Annotated in this window: 12 protein-coding genes; 9 read left to right on the forward strand and 3 right to left on the reverse strand. The window is 75.0% G+C overall.

Annotation, left to right across the window (positions count from 1 at the left end; translation table 11 throughout):
• Window positions 1-347: 347 nt before the first annotated feature.
• Window positions 348-1,313, forward strand: coding sequence for a zinc-binding dehydrogenase (locus ACY1JF_RS18750; RefSeq protein ID WP_462706298.1), 966 nt, complete (start codon window positions 348-350; stop codon window positions 1,311-1,313).
• Window positions 1,314-1,451: 138 nt separating this feature from the next.
• On the opposite strand, the gene ACY1JF_RS18755 is transcribed toward ACY1JF_RS18750, so the two are convergent.
• The 3 genes from ACY1JF_RS18755 to ACY1JF_RS18765 all read right to left on the reverse strand — a co-directional run bounded on the left by ACY1JF_RS18755 (window position 1,452) and on the right by ACY1JF_RS18765 (window position 3,712).
• Window positions 1,452-2,477 carry a PadR family transcriptional regulator gene (locus tag ACY1JF_RS18755; RefSeq protein ID WP_462706299.1) on the reverse strand — a complete coding sequence of 342 codons (1,026 nt, stop codon included), beginning with the start codon at window positions 2,475-2,477 and terminating at the stop codon, window positions 1,452-1,454.
• Window position 2,478: 1 nt separating this feature from the next.
• Window positions 2,479-3,384 carry a DUF4097 family beta strand repeat-containing protein gene (locus ACY1JF_RS18760; RefSeq protein ID WP_462706300.1) on the reverse strand — a complete coding sequence of 302 codons (906 nt, stop codon included), beginning with the start codon at window positions 3,382-3,384 and terminating at the stop codon, window positions 2,479-2,481.
• 148 nt (window positions 3,385-3,532) lie between these two features.
• Entirely contained in the window at window positions 3,533-3,712 is a 180-nt protein-coding gene (locus ACY1JF_RS18765) for a DUF6104 family protein (RefSeq protein WP_152776632.1), read from the reverse strand.
• A 270-nt stretch (window positions 3,713-3,982) separates the two neighbouring features.
• On the opposite strand from ACY1JF_RS18765, the gene ACY1JF_RS18770 reads away from it, so the two are divergent.
• The 8 genes from ACY1JF_RS18770 (at window position 3,983) to fxsT (ending at window position 17,715) form a co-directional block, all read left to right on the forward strand.
• A complete protein-coding gene (locus tag ACY1JF_RS18770) occupies window positions 3,983-4,495 on the forward strand; it encodes a CU044_2847 family protein (RefSeq protein ID WP_462706301.1) in 513 nt (170 codons plus the stop codon).
• Complete coding sequence (locus tag ACY1JF_RS18775) at window positions 4,492-6,693, forward strand: VMAP-C domain-containing protein (RefSeq protein ID WP_462706302.1); 2,202 nt, start codon at window positions 4,492-4,494, stop codon at window positions 6,691-6,693. The genes ACY1JF_RS18770 and ACY1JF_RS18775 overlap by 4 nt, the downstream gene beginning before the upstream one ends.
• A 148-nt stretch (window positions 6,694-6,841) precedes the next feature.
• The gene (locus ACY1JF_RS18780; protein WP_462706303.1) at window positions 6,842-7,867 is read left to right on the forward strand and encodes an AAA family ATPase; all 1,026 of its coding nucleotides are present in this window, start codon (window positions 6,842-6,844) and stop codon (window positions 7,865-7,867) included.
• A gap of 7 nt (window positions 7,868-7,874) precedes the next feature.
• Window positions 7,875-11,312, forward strand: coding sequence for an SAV_2336 N-terminal domain-related protein (locus ACY1JF_RS18785; protein WP_462706304.1), 3,438 nt, complete (start codon window positions 7,875-7,877; stop codon window positions 11,310-11,312).
• Window positions 11,313-11,380: 68 nt separating this feature from the next.
• Window positions 11,381-11,554 carry an FxSxx-COOH cyclophane-containing RiPP peptide gene (gene fxsA / locus ACY1JF_RS18790; protein ID WP_462706305.1) on the forward strand — a complete coding sequence of 58 codons (174 nt, stop codon included), beginning with the start codon at window positions 11,381-11,383 and terminating at the stop codon, window positions 11,552-11,554.
• Window positions 11,555-11,737: 183 nt separating this feature from the next.
• Window positions 11,738-12,979, forward strand: a complete 1,242-nt coding sequence (locus ACY1JF_RS18795) for an FxsB family cyclophane-forming radical SAM/SPASM peptide maturase (RefSeq protein WP_462706306.1) — start codon at window positions 11,738-11,740, stop codon at window positions 12,977-12,979.
• Window positions 12,979-14,505: an aKG-HExxH-type peptide beta-hydroxylase gene (locus tag ACY1JF_RS18800; protein ID WP_462706399.1), complete on the forward strand. Its 1,527-nt coding sequence runs from the start codon at window positions 12,979-12,981 to the stop codon at window positions 14,503-14,505. Before ACY1JF_RS18795 ends, ACY1JF_RS18800 begins: the two co-directional genes overlap by 1 nt.
• A gap of 168 nt (window positions 14,506-14,673) precedes the next feature.
• Window positions 14,674-17,715, forward strand: a complete 3,042-nt coding sequence (gene fxsT / locus ACY1JF_RS18805) for an FxSxx-COOH system tetratricopeptide repeat protein (protein ID WP_462706307.1) — start codon at window positions 14,674-14,676, stop codon at window positions 17,713-17,715.
• The last annotated feature ends 206 nt before the right edge of the window (window positions 17,716-17,921 follow it).

Consider the following 17,921-nt stretch of genomic DNA (forward strand, 5'->3'; position numbering starts at 1 on the left):
GTGTCCGTCCTCGGAACGGCGCGGAATCGGTCTGCTACGGGGGTGGAGCGGGTTGACGCGCCAACCGCTGCGGGCGGACACCCCCCACCCCGTCCCCTTGCCGCCGTACGCGGGTGCGGGTGTGTTCCGTGTGGGACACCGGCTCCCGCTCGCCGTATGCGGGTGCGGGTGTGTTCCGTGTGGGACACCGGCTCCCGCTCGCCGTATGCGGGTGCGGGTGTGTTCCGTGTGGGACACCGGCTCCCGCTCGCCGTATGCGGGTGCGGGTGTGTTCCGTGTGGCAAGAGGACGCGTGTCACAGGTGCGGTCGGTTCTCGTGGGCGGGCGGGGAATCTATCGTCGGGGGCATGTTCGCTGTCTACGCCGCCCGGATCGACCGTGATCAGCCGCTGAATGGTCTGGAGTCGGGAGAGCGTCCCGCTCCCGAGGCCCGGCCCGGCTGGAGTGTCGTCGACGTCAGGGCCGCCTCACTCAACCATCACGACCTGTGGTCCCTGCGCGGCGTCGGTCTCGCGGAGGACCGGCTGCCGATGATCCTGGGGTGCGATGCCGCCGGGGTCGACGAGGACGGCAACGAGGTCGTACTGCATTCCGTCATCGGCCAGAGCGGGTACGGGGTCGGGGTGGAGGAGCCCCGGTCCATTCTGACCGAGCGTTACCAGGGGACCTTCGCGGAGAGGGTCGCCGTGCCGACCTGGAATCTGCTGCCGAAGCCCAAGGAGCTGTCGTTCGCGGAGGCGGCCTGTCTGCCGACGGCCTGGCTGACGGCGTACCGGATGCTGTTCACGAACGCCGGGGTGCGGCCCGGGGATTCGGTGCTGGTGCAGGGGGCCGGGGGTGGTGTCGCCACGGCTGCGATCGTGCTGGGGAAGGCGGCCGGGCTGCGGGTGTTCGCGACCAGCCGGGACGAGGCCAAGCGGAAGCGGGCGGTGGAGCTGGGGGCCGTGGAGGCCGTCGAGCCGGGGGCGCGGCTGCCGCAGCGGGTCGACGCCGTGATCGAGACGGTGGGGGCCGCCACCTGGTCGCACTCGGTCAAGTCGCTGCGGCCCGGTGGGACGCTGGTCATTTCCGGCGCCACGAGTGGTGACCGGCCCTCGCACGCGGAGTTGACGCGGATCTTCTTCCTGGAGCTGAAGGTCGTGGGGTCCACGATGGGGACCAGGGACGAACTGGAGGACCTGCTGGCGTTCTGCGCGGCCACCGGGGTGCGTCCGGTGATCGACGAGGTGCTGCCCCTGGAACGGGCGCGGGAGGGGTTCGCTCGGATGGAGTCGGGGGAGCACTTCGGGAAGATCGTGCTGGAGTGTGGGTGACGCGTCGGCCGGCGGGTGGGGGTGAGCTGCCGGGCTCGTCCCGCCGTGCGGGCGGGGCGTGATCGTGATCCGTGTGCCCCGGGGGGAAGGGAAGACGCGGGCGGGGTGACCGGGCCTTCCCTTCTGTGCGCGGCCGGATCAGGGGCGCGGGGCGCGGAGCAGGGCGCCGATGTGAGCCGCGGCCGTCGAGAGTTGGCGGCGGGCGTCGCGGAGCTGGTCCGTGGTGATGCCGTGGTCCCGGGCCGCGTCGCGGATGTCGTCCCGGAAGCGGTCCAGCAGGCGGTCCAGGTCACGGGCCGGGTCGCCGGTGGAGTCGGTGGCCGTCTCGTGGGCCCAGGAGGGTTCGTAGGCGGCGGGGAAGTCCTCCGGAGTGGATGAGTAGTCCGCAGGGGTCTGCTTCGGGTGGGGGGTGGGGGACGAGGGGGTGGTGCGGGTGAACGGCCAGTCCTTGCCGAAGTCCCCCACCTCCTTGGCCAGTTCGCTCAGGCCCTCGCGCAGGCCCGTCGGCCAGTCGCCCCGGACGAAGTGGTCCTGCACCTGCTCCTGGACGCGGCGGGCGATGCGCTGGACCTCCTCCTGGGCCTGGGTCCGGGCCCACTCCTGGGCCTCCTTCGCCTGGCGGCGGGCCCGCTGGGCCTCCTCGCGGGCCCGGCGGCTCTCGTCCTTGGCGCGGCGGGCCTGCTCCTTCCACTCCTGCTTGACGCGGCGCATCTCCTCCTTGGCGGTGCGCCACGCCTCCGCGGTCTCGCGGTCGGCGGAGGCGCTGCCGGCGCCCCGGCGGGCCGCGGAGGCCGCCGCGCGCATCTCGCGGCGCAGGTCGCCCGCCGCGCCCCGGACGTCGGCCTGGATCTCGGCGGCGAGTTCGGCGACCGACTCGCGGATCTCCAGTTCCAGATCGGCCAGTTCGGCGCTGCGGTCGGCCAGTTCGGCGCGGCCGGCGTCGGTGATGGAGTACACCTTGCGGCCGCCCTCGGTGGTGTGGGTGACCAGGCCCTCGGCCTCCAGCTTGGCCAGGCGGGGGTAGACCGTGCCGGCCGAGGGGGCGTACAGGCCCTGGAAGCGTTCTTCGAGGAGGCGGATGACCTCGTAGCCGTGACGGGGGGACTCGTCGAGCAGCTTCAGGAGGTAGAGGCGGAGGCGGCCGTGGGCGAAGACGGGGGGCATGTCAGAGCACCTTCTTGTCGGTCGTCGGGCCGTCGGCCGGGGGGTTCGCCGCGGCGTCCGACGGAGGGCTCGCCGGCGTGTCCGACGGGGGGTGTTCCGCTTCCGTCGGCGGGCGGCGCAGCAGCGCGATCGAGCCCGTGACCGTGGCCGCCTTCAGACGGCCGGTGCCCGCGCCCAGGCGTCCGGTGATCCGCTTGGCGCCCCACTGGCCGGTGACCTCGAGGTCCTCGAAGGCGCTGGAGACCGCGCCGCTCGCCGTGCTGGCCTCCACCTCCGCGTCGGCGGGCTGGGGCAGACGGACGGCGATCTCGCCCGAGACACTGGTCAGACTGATGTCGGTGGGACGGCTCGCCGGGTCGCAGTCGACGATCACCGAACCGTTCACCGAGTCCGCCCGGACGGAGGAGCCGGCCTCCACGACGGTCAGGTCACCGGAGACCGAGTGGAAGCGCAGGTCTCCGGTGAGGGCCTGGGCCTCCACGCTGCCCGAGACCGTGTCGGCCCGTACCGGACCCGCGAGGCCGACCAGGGTGGTGTCGCCGGTGACGCCCCGGATCTCCGTGTGGCCGTCGAGGCCGGAGAGCACGGCCGTGGCGCCGACCACGCCGACCTCCACGCGCGTGTGCGCGGGGACGGTCAGGGAGACCACCGCGCTGCGGCGCCGGCCCTTGCGGTCGGGCCACTTCAGGAGGTCCTTCCAGGGGAGGTCCTCGTAGGCCACCGTGAGGGTGCCGCCCTCCTGGCCCACGATCAGGGGGGCACCCTCGGTCGCGGAGACCTCCAGCCGGGCGGGGCCGTCCTCCGTGCCGACGACGTGCACCGCGCCGTCGACGATGCGTACGCGGAGCTCGCTCACGGGGGTGTCGAACGTGAGTCTGCTCGGTTCCGTGACGGACCACTCGGGCATGGTGCGGACCTCCCGGACTTCCTGACGACGCGCCATATCGCGTCTTCTCGTATTCACGATATATCGCGCGAGGGGAAAGTCAACACGCTCTTTCGGGTGACGCCGGGGGGCGCCGGGGTGGTGTCACGGCGCGTCCGTCAGGGGGCGCCTACTCCTCGTCCTCGTCGTCCAGCCGGGCCAGCCAGGTGGCCAGGCGTTCCACCGGGACCTCGAAGTCCGGGTTCAGGTCGACGAACGTCCGCAGCTGCTCGGCGAGCCACTCGAAGGTGATCTCCTCCTCGCCGCGCCGCTTCTCCAGCTCCTCGATGCCGCGGTCGGTGAAGTACATGGATGGTGCTCCGTCGGTCGGCGCAGGGGTTGGGAGCGTCCCGTGCGGGAAGGACCCTGTTCCTGCGGGAAAAAGAGGTGAGGTCTTTCCGCCCGGTGCGCAACCGGACGGGAAAGACGGAAGAGGACAGGAAAAAGGATAGGCGCAGGGAGGGCCGCGCCCCGTGGGACGGCCGAAGCCCTCGCGCCGGCGGAACCCGGCGGTTAGCCTCGCGGGGGCGACCGGTTTCAGGGGGACGCGGGGGAACGGGGGACTTCCATGGGACGGGAAGTGACGAGGGTCGCACGGATCGCGTTACCGGACGGGACGCCGGTCTGGGCCCGGATCTCGGGCGGGGAGGAGCTGTCCGGGCGGCCGGGCGGGCTGGCGTACAGCGACACCGGGTTCGCCGAGCGGGTCGAGGCGAGCGTGGAGAGCCTGCACTCCCTGGTGACCGGGGTGGCGCGGTCGCTGGCGGAGCCGTTGCGGGCGGTGCGGCCCGACGAGGTCAGCGTGCAGTTCGGCATCGAGCTGACCGCCAAGGCCGGCAAGGTCGTCGGGCTGCTCGCCGACGGCGAGGCCAAGGCCGGCATCACGGTCACCCTCACCTGGAACAGCGGAGCGGCGGTGCCGTACGCGCCCGGCGACGGCACCCAGGACGCCGGGGGAACCGAGGCCACCGAGGCCACCGGGGGCGCCGGGGGCGCATCGTCCGGCGCGGGCGACGGCGCGCGCGACGGCGCGTCCGCCGGCGCTGCGGGGCACGACGGCGCCGGGAGCGCCACGGCCGGGGGCGGGGCATGACGGGCGGGCACGCCCCAGGCGCGTCGAGCGCCCTCGATGCCGCCCGGCGTGCGCTCAGTGGCCTCGTCATGGCGGCCACCGTGCGCATTCATCGGGCGGGGCCCGGGTATGCCCCCGAGGAGCCCGCGTCGTTCCTCGGGAGTGGCTTCTTCGTCGCCCCCAACTGGGTTCTGACCTGCGCGCACGTGGCATGCGAGGGGGAGGGGGGCGAGGTCGCGGTGGTCTACCAGCCGGCGCCGGGACGCGGCATGTCCGCCGTGACCGGCCATGTGGTGGCGACGCTGCCGGACGGTCCCGCGCCCCCGGTCGGCAACTGGCCGGCCCCGGACCTCGCGCTGATCCGGCTGAGCGCGCCGGTCGACCACGAGTGCGTGTACGTCTCCGAACGCCCGGCGGCGTACTACGGCGACGGCAAGGTCCTCTACGCGGGCTGGACGGAGCTGGACGGCCGGCTCCAGATGCTCTACGGCCCCCTCACCGTCCAGGGCACCATCGGCGGCTGGGCCTCGGACGTACAGCTGCGCCTCGGTGAGAACGACCTGCCGCACGGCGTCTCGGGCGGCCCCGTGATCGACCCGGAGCGGGGCGAGGTCATCGGCATCGTGAAGTCCCGGGCACGCCACGCGCGCGGGGGCACGTCCATCGGGCTGGAACAGCTGCGGACGCTGCCGGTGCCCGCCGAACCCCTGACGGCCGAGCACGACGACCTGTACCACGCGGTGTTCCAGGCCCACGACCGCTACCACCGGGACCGGCAGCGCCATCCGGACGCCCGCCGGCACACCTGGGCGGACGTGCAGACCCAGCTCGGCGCCCGGCCCGGACGCGCGCTCGGCCCGGACGAGCGGGTGCAGCTGCTCGGCCGGCTCGCCGACCTGCCGCCGCCGGTCAGCACCCACGCCCTGCTGGACATCCTCGACGGCCTGCCGGACTTCCAGGCGTCCCTGTCGCTGCCCGCGCCGCGCGGCTGGCGGGACGGTCTGGGCGCCCTGTACGAGAGCGTCCGCGACGACGGCGCGCTCGCCCTCCTGCTCGGTTACGCGGTGGAGGCCGTGGTCGCCGAGCGGCCCTACGTCGCGCCCAGCACCCCGGCCGCCGAGGAGGCCCTGTGGGACTGGGCGTGGCAGGCCGTGCAGCGGCTCGGCGCCCGCCAGCGCCGGGAACTGGCCGCCCAGCGCACCCGCGGGCTGCGGCGGCGCGGGCCGCGCGTGCGGCGGGGCGGGCACGGCACGGCCCACGGGCGTTCGGCCGCGGCGCGTCCGGCCGTGCTGGCCGAGCTGGAGCAGCGGCACTGGGAGCCGGACCACTGCGACTGGTCGGTCTCCGTCCTGACGCCCGACGCCGAGGCGCGCCGCCTCGACGACGGCGAGCGGGCCCCGCTGGGGCGGCTCGCCGAGCGGCTGGCGGTCCCGCTCACCGAGGCGTTCCGGCAGTGCGACGAACCGGGCCGGCCCGCCGTCCTCCAGGTCGCGCTGCCCTACGCCCTGCTCGGCCGGCTGGCGGCCGACGAGTGGCGGCTGGGCCCGGACGCGCAGCCGGTGGGCGCGCTGCGCCCGGTCGTGCTGCGCTGCTCCGACCGCGGCCGGCTCGCCGAGGACGACGCCTTCGCCGAGGACGAGTACGAGTACGGGTACGGGCATGGGTACGAGAGCGCGTACGACAGCCGGTACGGGTACCGGGGAGCGGGCGCGGAGGCCCACGGGTACGGGGCCGGCGGCGCGGCCGGCCCGCCCGACCCCGACGAGGAGCGCCGGGCCCGCTGGCGCTGGCTGCACACGCGCCGGGCCTCGGTCGAGGTCCTCGACTGCGACGAGGGCCTGCGCAAGCCCGTCCCCCGCCTGGAGGAGCTGCGCGGACTGCCGTACGGCACGGTGCCCGTGCTGTGCCGCTACGGCGACGACCGCTACGACGACGACGCCGAGGCGCTCGCCCGGATCGTGCGCGGCGGTTTCGGCGTCGCCCTGTGGCGCCACCGGCGCAGCCTGCCGGACGCGGTCTGCGGGGAGTTCCACCGCGGCACGTTCGACGAGATCGCCGGGCCGCCGAGCGCGCACCAGCTGCCCGAGGTCGTGCACGACCTGCGCCGCAAGCTGCGCGTCGGCCAGACCGAGACCTTCTGGGCCGCCGGGATAGCCCTGCTGTACGACGATCCGCACCAGCCCCTGCCGGGCGCGGGCGACCTGCTGGAGGCTCCTTGAACGCGCCTGCCTCCGGGAGCGCGCCCCCGTCCGCGCTCCCGCCCGCCCCCGAGTCCGTCTGCCTCCTTACCAGGCCCCTTGGGCATCGATACCGTGAGGGGCGTTCGAGCGGCCGCCCCTGTGGACGAGTGACGACGAGGACCGGATCATGACCGAATCCAGTGAGTGGCTCATCTACCGGGGCGCCGGCGAACCCCATGACGGCATCGAGCGGCTCCCCGCTCCGCCGCCCTGGCGGGACTTCACCGGCCGGGACGGGGCGACCGGCGCGGGCGACGGGTCCGAGGACCGCAGGCTCGGCGCCCACCGGCACATGGCGGAGCTGCACCGGCCGGGCGCCGAGGAGCTGGAGATGATCAACGCGGCGCTGTACCTGCGCCGCCCCCTGCTGGTCACCGGCAGCCCCGGCGCGGGCAAGAGCACGCTGGCGCACTCGGTGGCGTACGAGCTGGGGCTGGGCAACGTGCTGCGCTGGTCCATCGTGAGCCGCTCCAGCCTCCAGGACGGGCTGTACCACTACGACGCCATCGCCCGCCTCCAGGACGTGCAGATCGCCGCGCAGGGCGGCTTCGGCGCCGCGGCCGGGGCGCCGGGGGCCGTGGAGGGCATCGGCAGCTACATCCGGCTCGGCCCGCTCGGCACCGCGCTGCTGCCGTCCGACACCCCGCGCGTGCTGCTCATCGACGAGCTGGACAAGAGCGACATCGACCTGCCCAACGACCTGCTGAACGTGCTGGAGGAGGGCGAGTTCGCCATCCCCGAGCTGGAGCGCATCGCCGACCGGCTCCCCGACGGCGAGGCCGAGGTGCTCACCGCGGACGGCGTGAAGGTACGGGTGCGCGACGGCCGGGTGCGCTGCCGCGCCTTCCCCTTCGTGGTGCTGACCAGCAACGGTGAGCGGGACTTCCCGCCGCCCCTGATGCGCCGCTGCATCCACCTGGAGCTGGGCCGCCCCGACCACCGGCGGCTCGCCACCTTCGTCCGGGCCCACCTGGGCGACGAGGCGGCGCGCGCGGGCGACGACCTGATCACCCGGTTCCTGGAGCGGTCCCGCAGCGAGCTGCTGGCGGCGGACCAGTTGCTGAACGCCATCTACCTCACCGGCGCCGCGGCCGCGCCCAGCCGCGACCGGCTCGCCGACCTGCTCATCCAGCGGCTCGACCGCCCGAGGTGACGCGCTGATGCCCGACGCAGCGGCACGTCACGGTCCCGGGCGCCCCGGACCGCCCGGCGCCGACCCCCTCGCCGAACTGGTCCGCCGGCTGCGGGAGATCGACCTCGACCCGGACGCCGAGCAGCTCTGCGACGCCCTGTGGCTGGCCGGCTGGGCCCGCCCCGCCGACGCCGCGGACGTACCGGTTGCGCGGCGGGTGTGGCCCGGGCCACCGCGGACACCGTCACCCGGCCCGCGTCCGGCCGCGCGGCCGGACGCCGAGGCCCGTCCCACCGCGCCCGAGGAGCCGCCGCCCACCGACCCGGTCGACCGGCGCGTGGCCCTCTACCCGGTGCCGCGTGCCGGGGCGTCGGGCGGCACCGGGCGGGCCCGGGCGCTGCCGGTGGGCGTTCCCGCCGCCCCCGTCCTGCCCTCCCCGCTCGAACTCCAGCGCGCCCTGCGTCCGCTGCAGGGCTACCGCAGCCCCGCCCCGCCCCGGCGCACCGAGCTGGACGAGGCCGCCACAGCCGAGCTGAGCGCCCAGGCCGGCGGGCTGATCCTGCCCGTGCACCGTTCGGTGACCCGGCGCGACGCCCGGCTGCACCTGGTCCTCGACGCCTCCTCCTCGATGCGGGTGTGGGACCGGTTGTTCCGCGAACTGGAGCAGTTGCTCGGCCAGCTGGGCGCCTTCTCGGACATCGAGGTCAGCCACCTGCACCAGGGCCCGGACGGCGGCGCGGCGGTCAGCCGCAGCCCGGAGCCGCACACCGCGCCGCTGCACTCCGCGGACCGGCTCAGCGACCCGACCGGACGCCGGATCGTCCTGTTCGTCAGCGACTGCGCGGGCCCCCTGTGGCACAGCGGCCACGCCCACCGCCTGCTCCACCACCTGTCCCGGCAGGGCCCCGTCGCCGTCCTCCAGCCGCTGCCGCAGCGCATGTGGAACCGCACCCGGCTGCCCGTCACCTTCGGCGAGCTGTCCCGCGGCGACACCCTCAGCGGCGCCACCGCCCTGCGCGTACGCGTCCCCGGCGGACGGCCCGCCGCGGCCCGCCGGGGCGCGCTGCCCGTGCCCGTGCTGCCGCCCGAGCCGGTCGCCCTCGGCGCCTGGGCCCGGCTGCTGTCCGGGGCCGGCACCGGCCCGGTGCCGGGCGCCGTGGGCTGGGTACGGGCCGCCCAGCCGCCCGCCCCGGCGCCGCGCGCGGACCGGCAGCGGACGCCGTACCAGCGGGTCAGCCGGTTCACCTCCGTCGCCTCCCCGGCCGCCGGGCGGCTCGCCGTCTACCTCGCGGCGGCGCCGCTGTGCCTGCCGGTGATGCACCTGGTGCAGCGCACCATGCTGCCCGGCTCCGGCCCGTCCGAGCTGGCGGAGGTGCTCGTCAGCGGTCTGGTCACCAGGGCCGGCGCGGAGTACGGCACGGACGGCGTCCAGTGGTACGAGATCGAACCGGACGTGCGCGAGGCCCTGCTGTCCCGCCTCGGCCGCGACGAGGCCATGCTCGTGCTCAAGCACTGCTCGGAGTACATCGAGCAGCGCTTCGGCAAGGGCGGCCCCAACTTCCCCGCCCTCGCCCTGGCCCAGCTCGGCGACGGTGACGGCGGAGGCGGCGGCGGAGGCACCGGCACCGGCGGGACCGGGACCGGGGCCGGTGGCACGGGGGGTACCCAGGGCCGCGGCGTCCGCTACGTCACCGGGGACCCCGACGACGGAGACGGCGACGGCGGCGACGGCGGCGGGGCCGACCGGGTCCCGCAGCCCTTCGCGGAGATCGCCGCCCGGGTCCTGGAGCGGTTCATGCCGCTGCCCGAGCAGTTCGCCCTGTACGACGGCCGCTCGTCCTACGCCGGACGCACGGCCGCGCCCCCCGCCGACCGGCACCCGCACCAGGCCGTCACCCGGGCCCGCGACCTGCTCGCCCGGTTCGACGACGAGGGCATGGTGCAGGACCTCATCGACGCGGTGCAGCTGCTGCGCGGCGCCACCGAGCACCAGGGCCCGGCCGGCGCCGACCCCGGGCTGTGGGAGCAGTACGCGCGCTGCGCGCTGCGGCTGTGGGAGGTCCAGGGCGGCGACGCGCTGCTGAGCGAGGCCGAACAGGCCGCCGAACGCGCCGCCGCGCACCCGCACGCCCTGCGCGAACGCGCCGTCCTCGCGCGCGTGCTGCACGCCGCCGCCACCGACGCCCGGCGCCGCGGCGACCGGTCCGGCGCCCAGGAGCTGCTGCGCCGCGCCGACCGCGAGTACGCCGTGGCCTGCGCCGCCCCCGGCCTGGACGAGCGGGAGGCGCTGGAACTCACCCTGGAGCGGGTCGGCGCCCTGGAGGCCCAGTGGCGGCTCGGCCGCGACAGCGCGCTGCTCCAGAGCGCCGTCGGCATGCTGGAGGCGTTCGCCGACGCCTGGCCCGACCGGCACGGCCAACCGGCCGAGCTCCCGCTCGCCCACGGCCGGATGCTGCTGCGGCTGGCGGAGGTGACCGCCGACCCGCCGCAGAGCCGGCTCTACGCGCAGCAGGCGGCGTATTCGCTGGGCCGGGCGCTGGAGGCCGGTGCCCTTGCCGGCGGCGCGACCACCGCCGAGTCCGTACGGGCCCGGGTGCGGACCCTGACCGACCTGGTGGACGCGCTGCTGCGGGCGGGCGGGCCGCTCGACGTGGCGCGGGCCCGTACCGACGAGGCCCTGGGCGTCGTACGGGAGCAGGGCCAGCGGGCCGCGCTGCTGGTGCGGGCCGGACGGATCGCCGAGGCCCGGTACGCCGACTCCGGGGAACCGGCCGAACTGCGGCGGGCCGCGGACTGGTTCGGGCAGGCCGCGCAGTGGATGCCCCGGGACGCGCCCGCGCACGCCGACGTGCTCGCCGAGTGGGGCGAGGTGCTGCTCAGGCTGGCGGCCCTGGAGAGCGGCGCGCGGTCCCGGGAGCGGCTGTCCCGGGCGATCCGGGTACTGCGGGACTGCCGGATGGAGACCCCGGCGGGCAGCCCGCTCGCCGCCCACCGGCTGCTGCTCCTCGGGCGGGCGCTCATGCACCGCTACCAGGTGCGCGGCGACCGGGTGGACCTGCGGGAGGCCGAACACCTCCTCGGGCTGGCGGCGGCGGACGCGGACGACCCGCTGCTGGCGGCGCGCTGCCGGCTGGAGCTGGGGCAGGCCCAGTTCGAGGCGTACCAGAACCTGGGCCGGGCGACCCGGCTGGACGCGGCGGCCGACGTCTTCCGGGCCGCCGCCGAGTCCGCCGGACACGCGGAGCGGGAGGCCGAAACGGAACGCCGGCGCCAGGAGGCCGTGGAACTGGCCGCGCAGGCACACCACTGGCGGGGTATGTCCTTCGAGGCGGCGGCGCGTCCGAGGGCGGCCCGGGACGCCTATCGGGCGGCCCGCGCCCAGTGGGCCCGGCTGCCGCAGGACCGGCTGGGCACGGGCGAACCGACGGCACAGCAGACCGCGCAGCGGCTGGCCGAACTGGAATGAGGCACCGGGCGGTTCACCGGCCGGGTGCACCTAGGGGACCGAGGGGACCGAGGGAGAGGGACGGGGACATGGGCGCAGCGTACGAGTCCGGCACCGGGGAGCCGCTGCCGGACCTGCTGGCACTGGGGCTCGCGGAACTGGGGTCGATCGACCACCCGGTGCTGCGGGAAGTCCTCCGCGAACTGCGGGAACGGGCGACGGAGCCGAGCGACATGATGTGGGGGTTCGACAGCGCGTTCTGACGGCTTGTCGGGGCAGCCGTCGTGCCGGCTCGCTGCGACGGTTCGTGGTGGCGCCTCGCCGTGCGGGCTCGCCGTGCCGGCTCGTTCTGATCAGGCCAACTTCGGCCACCCCGGGTTTCGGCCGGGTGCCGCGCCGGGCAATTCGTTTCATACGGCAAACGCCGTGGCGCGGGGGCGTACGGCATGGCGGGGGTGGGTGCAGGAGTGTCCGAGGAGCCCATCCCCTTCCGGCAGTTCATCGTCAAGACGCACGGCCGCTGCAACCTCGCCTGCACCTACTGCTACCTGTACGAAGGCCCCGACAGCGGCTGGCGCGCACGCCCCGCCGCCGCCTCCGCCGACGTCCTGGAGCGCACCGCCGGCCGCATCGCCGAGCACGCCCGCGCGCACGCCCTCGGCGACCTCGCCCTGGTCCTGCACGGCGGTGAGCCCCTGCTGGCGGGCGCCGGCACCCTCGCCCGGTTCACCGGCCGGGTGCGCGAGCGCGTTCCCAGCGGCTGCGCCGTGCACGCCGTCGTGCAGACCAACGGCACGCTCCTGACCGAGGGCCGCCTGCGCGTACTGGCCGACGCCGGCGTCCGCGTCGGCGTCAGCCTCGACGGCGGCACCGCCGCGCACAACCGGCGGCGCGTCGACCACGCGGGGCGCCCGTCCTGGCCCGCCGCCTCCCGCGGGGCCCGGCTGGTGGCCGACCGCTTCCCGGCGTCGTACGCGGGTGTCCTGACCGTCGTCGACCCGGAGCTGGACCCGGTCGAGACGTACGAGTCGCTCCTCGCCCTGCGTCCGCCCGCCCTGGACCTGCTGCTGCCGCACGGCAACTGGTCGGCCCGCCCGCCGGGGCAGACCGGCGTCCGCTACGGCGACTGGCTGTGCGCCGTCTTCGACCGCTGGTGGGCGGCGGGCCGGCGCGAGACGCGGGTGCGGCTCTTCGAGGGGTGCGTGGCGCTGCTGCTGGGCCTGCCGGCGGCCGGGGAGGCGCTGGGGCTGGCGCCGTTCGACGCGGTGGTGGTGGAGACCGACGGGTCGATCGAGCAGGTCGACTCCCTCAAGTCGGCCTACCCGGGCGCCGCCGAGACCGGCCTCGACGTCTTCCGTAACACCTTCGACGAGGCACTGCGGCACCCGGGCGTGGCCGCCCGGCAGCAGGGCGCGGACGCCCTCCCCGGGCAGTGCCGGGCGTGTCCGCTGCTGCGCGTCTGCGGCGGCGGCCACTACGCCCACCGCTACCGCGCCGGACACGGCTTCCGGAACCCGTCCGTGTACTGCGCCGACCTCCAGCGCTTCATCCGGCACGTGGCCGGACGGCTGGCGGGCGCGTCGGCAGCCGCGTCGACAGCCGCGTCGGCCACGGGGTCCCCGCCGTCCCCATTGCCCAGGCTGTCCCCGTTGCCCCCGCTGTCCCCGCGCGAAGGGAGCGCTCCGTGATGTTCCCGACGGTCCCGGACCAGATCCTGACCGAACTCGCCCGTACCGAGGGCGGCCCCGACGCCCTCGGCCTCCTCGTGCGCGACCAGGACACCCGGCGGCTGCTGGTGCTGCGCGCCGTGCTCGACGCGGCCGAGGCGGCCGAGACGGCGGTGTGCGACGCGGGGCGCAAGGCACGGCTGCGGGAGGACTGGGCGATGCTGGCCGACGCCGACGCCGACGCCGACGCCGACGCCGACGCCGACGCCGACGCCGACGCCGACGCCGACGCCGACACGGCCGCATCGGCGGACTCGGTGAAGGGGGCGGAGGCGGGGACGGGGACGGGGACGGGGCGCCCCCTCACCCCCGCCCGCGCCCGGCTGTTCCACCCCCTCACCGGCCCCTGGGCGCGCTCCTGCCTGCGCGGCCTGGACGCGGGACGCGGGACCCCGGCCGAGGCCCGGGCCCTGCGGCGCGACCTCGCCCACTTCAGCGCCCTCGCCGCCGTCGCCGCCGCCGAGGCGGGCCTGTCCTTCGCCACCCGGCTGACCGCCCGCGCCGGCGTCCTCACCCTCCCCTCCCTCGGCGCCCTGCACACGGCGGCCTCCGGCGACGTACCGGTCGACGTCACCCACCGGGACGGCGTCCTGACCCTCCGCCAGCCCGACGCCCCCGACGTCCGCGTCCACCTGGAGAACGGCACCGGCGCCTGGTCGGGCGCCCCGGCGTGGACGCCGGCGCACGCGCTCCCCGGACTGCTCCCGTCCGCCCCGCCCATGCCCCTCGACGACCTCGACCCGTACCGCGAAGCCCCCTACAGCACCCACCGGGGCAGCCTCAGCGGCGCGGCCACCCTCGACGACGCGGAACGCAAACGCTGGCTCCAGGCCTGGACCGGCACGGCCGTCGCCCTGCGCTCGGGCGGCGCCCACCGCCTCACCGAGGCGGCGACACTGCTGCGCTGCCTGGTCCCGCTGGAGATGCCGCCCGACATCGGCACCGGCCGGGGCAGTTGCAGCGCCACCCGCCGCGAGGCGTTCGGCGCCCTGCTCAGCAGTACGCCCCCCGACCCGGTGACCTTCGCCGCGACCCTCGTCCACGAACTCCAGCACGCCAAACTCGCCGCCCTCACCGACCTGCTGACCCTGCACCGGGCCGGTCCCGAGGCCCGTTACTTCGCCCCCTGGCGGCCCGACCCCCGCCCCTACGGCGGTCTGCTCCAGGGCACCTACTCCCACCTCGCCATGGCCTCCTACTACCAGCGCCGGGCCCTGCTCACCCGCCCCCCGGAGCGCGACTGGGCCTGGTCCCAGCACGCCCGTTACCACGCCCAGGTCGGCGCCGCCCTGCCCGCCCTCGTCGGCTCACCCGACCTCACCGCGCCCGGCCGCCGCTTCGTCGACGAGATGGCCGCCACCTACCAGCGCATGGCCGACCATCCCGCGCCCCGGGGCCACACGGCACGCGCGCAGGCGTACGTGAAATCGGCGCGCGCCCTGTGGACCCAGCGCCACGCTTCCGCACTCCCACGGCCGAAAGAGTGAGGATGCCTGCGCGCGCCGCCCAGGTGCGGAAAGATCGCCTGACCGAGGTACGTCCCCCCGTCGCCCGACGGGCCCACGTAGGACTCACGCGGGACCCACGCGTGACCTTACGTACGACGCGCCGAGGTCCTAGGATTCTGTGGTATCACGCGCGCTGGAGGCCGCCGCATGTCTGGAGTTCGTAAGCCGGTCGGGCCGACCGAGAGGGGGGCCGCGAAACAGACCGTCACCATCCACTTCGCCGGCTTCAACCGGGCCTGGGCGGCCTGGATCGGGGACCGGCTGGAGCGGCGCGGACTGCGGGTGGTGTACCTGCGCTGGGAGTCCCCGGCCGACGTCCCCCTGGTGGACCTGCTGCGCGACCTGAAACTGGCCGAGGGCCGCATCCTCATCGTCGTCAGCGAGTGGTACTTCCAGCTCGGCCCGCGCTCCCACGAGGAGTGGAACGAGGCGCTGCGCGAGGTCGTCGCCCCCGACCCGTCCCGCTTCGCCGCCGTCTCCGTCACCACGGCCACCATCCCGTCGGCCGCGGCGGTGCTCGCACCGGTGGGCCTGACCAACATGGGCGCCGAGGAGGCCGAGCGGCGCCTGCTGGACCGGCTCGACCTGCCCTCCGAGCCGCTGCCCGAGCCGGCCGCCACGGCACGCCGGGGCCCGCGCTTCCCCGCCTCGATGCCGGACGTCTGGGGCTCCGTACCGCGCCGCAACACCCGCTTCACCGGCCGCGAAGCCCTCTTCAACGAGGCGTACAACCTGCTCCAGAACGCCGAACCGGGCGCCGGCGTCGTCACGTTCTTCGGCATGTCCGGCGTCGGCAAGACCCAGCTGGCGGCCGAGTACGCGCACCGGTTCGGCTCCGAGTACGACGTGGTCTGGTGGGTGAACGCGGAGGGCCGGGTCACCTACCGCCGCCAGCTCGCCGAACTGGCCCCCAAACTCGGCCTGCAGACAGGCCAGGAGTACGGTGAACGGCTGAACGCCGTCCGCGGCTCCCTGCGCCGCGGCGATCCGTACTCCCGCTGGCTGCTGATCCTGGACGGCGCGGACGAGCCGGACCAGATCTGGGACATGGTGCCCAGCGGCCCCGGCCACGTCGTCATCACCTCCCGCAACCCGGAGTGGAGCGAGCACAACAGCCGCCTCCTGGAGGTGCCGGTCTACGCCCGGGACGAGTCGGTCGCCTTCATCCGGCGCCGGGCGCCGCGGCTGACCGAGCCGGAGGCGCACAAACTGGCCGAGGCGCTGGAGGACCTGCCGCTGCTCCTGGACCAGACGGCCGGCTGGCTCAACGACTCCGACATGTCGGTGGAGCGGTACATCGGCATGCTGGAGGACGGCGTCGACGGCCACGTGGTCAAGGTGTCGGCGGACTTCCCGCTCGCCTTCCAGACCGCCTGGTCGATACTGCTGAACAAGCTGCGCGACACCGTCCCGGAATCCGTCGACCTGCTGCGGCTGTGCACCTTCTTCGCCCCCGGCTTCATCCCTGTGCGGATGCTGCGCGAGACCCCGGCCGACGAACTGCCGGAACAGCTCGTCCGGCTCTTCAACGACCCCCTGCTGTGGAACCGGGCCATCAACCAGCTGCGCACCTACTCCGTGGTGCGCCTGGAGTCCCACGAGATGTCCGGCGACGAGACGGCGTCCTCGGGCGAGTCGCTGTACCTGCACCGCATGGTGCACCAGATCGTCAACAACGACATGCCGGAGACCGACCGCAAGGAGTTCGTCGACGTCGTCCGCCGGGCCCTCGCCGCGGCCGACCCGCGCCGCCCCACCGACCCCGACCTGTGGCCCGGCTACGCCGAGATCGCCCCGCACCTCAAGCACGCCGACGTCCTCAAGAGCCGCGACCCGCAGGTGCAGCGCCTGGTCTTCAACTGCCTGCGCTACATGTACTTCTCCGGCGAGTACCGCTCCGGCATCAAGCTCGCCGAGCGCGCCATGAAGGCCTGGCGCGACCTGCTCGGAGAGACCCATCCGCGGATCTGGGAACTGGCCTACCACTACACCAACCTGCTGCGCGGCAGCGGCGACTACACGCGCAGCGAGTCGCTCAGCCGCGCCGCCGTCGACCACCTGCGCGCCGAGCGGGGGGAACAGGACCTGGAGTACCTGCGCGCCGCCTCCGGCCTCGCCGCCGACCTGCGCGGCCTGGCCCGCTACGACGAGGCGCTGGAGATGTCGCAGTGGGTGCTGGCCGCCTACCGCGAGCTGCTCGGCGAACAGGACTCGCGCACCCTCAACGCCCAGAACAACCTGGCCGTGTCACTGCGCCTGCTCGGCTGGTACCGCGAGGCCCTGGACGTCGACAAGCAGACCATGGAGGCACGCCGCCAGTTCCTGCGCGCCCGGCACACCTTCACGCTCAACTCGGAGATCTGGTACGCCACCGACCTGCGGCTGCTCGGCCGCTACGGCGAGGCGGAGTCGATCCAGAGCAAGAACGTCCACGAGGCGCGGACCGTGCTCGGCCGGGACAACCAGCAGACCCTCAGGGCGGAGTACAACCTCGCCATGTGCCGGTACCGCATGGGCGACCGCGACCGCAGGCGGGACCGCGGCGAAGGCCCCCAGGAGCCCGGCGCGCTGTTCGCCAGCGTCCTGGAACGGGGCGAGCGGGTGCTCGGCGAGACCCATCCGCTGACGCTGATCTTCGCCACCGGCCAGAGCTGCTACGCCCGTGAGCACGGCGACATCGACCAGGCCCGCGAACTGAGCGAGGCCGTCGTCGCCCGTTACGAGGTGATGCACGCCGCGGGACATCCGTTCATCGCCGGCGCCCGCGCCAACCAGGCGCTGATCCTGCGCAACGTCGGCGAACGGGACCACAGCCACGCCCTCGTCGAGCAGGCGCTGGCGGAGATGACCGAGGCCGTGGGCGAGCGCCACCCCTGGACCCTCGGCTGCGCCCTGAACGCCTCCGCGCTGCGCAACCTCATGGGCGACGTCGAGGGCGCGGCCGAACTGAGCCGGCAGACGGTGGCACGGGCCACCGAGTGGCTCGGGCGCACGCATCCGCTCACGCTGTCGACCCGGGTCGCCTACGCGGCGGACCTGCGGGGGCTGCGGGACCGCCGACGGGCGGAGAAGGTCGAGCAGGAGGTCCTCTCCGACCTCGACGCCACCCTGGGCAGCAAGCACTCCCACACCCTCTCGGCCCGCTCCCGCAACCGGCCGTACTGGGACTTCGAACCGCAGCACACGTGATCGTCCAACCGGCGCGCACAACCGCTTCCAGCCAGTGAGCGGGAACGGGTCGTGGACCCGTTCCTGTTCTCCGCGGCCGTCCCGATCGGTGTCGGGTGCCCCGGCAGCCCGCGTCCTCTTCGCCTCCGGCGGTACGGACCGTGTCCGTGGCCCGGGAACGCGGTGGCGGGATTCCTCACGCCCAAGGGCGCCTGGCCGGACCTGGA

This window comes from Streptomyces sp. SYSU D01066-1 (genome assembly GCF_054956795.1).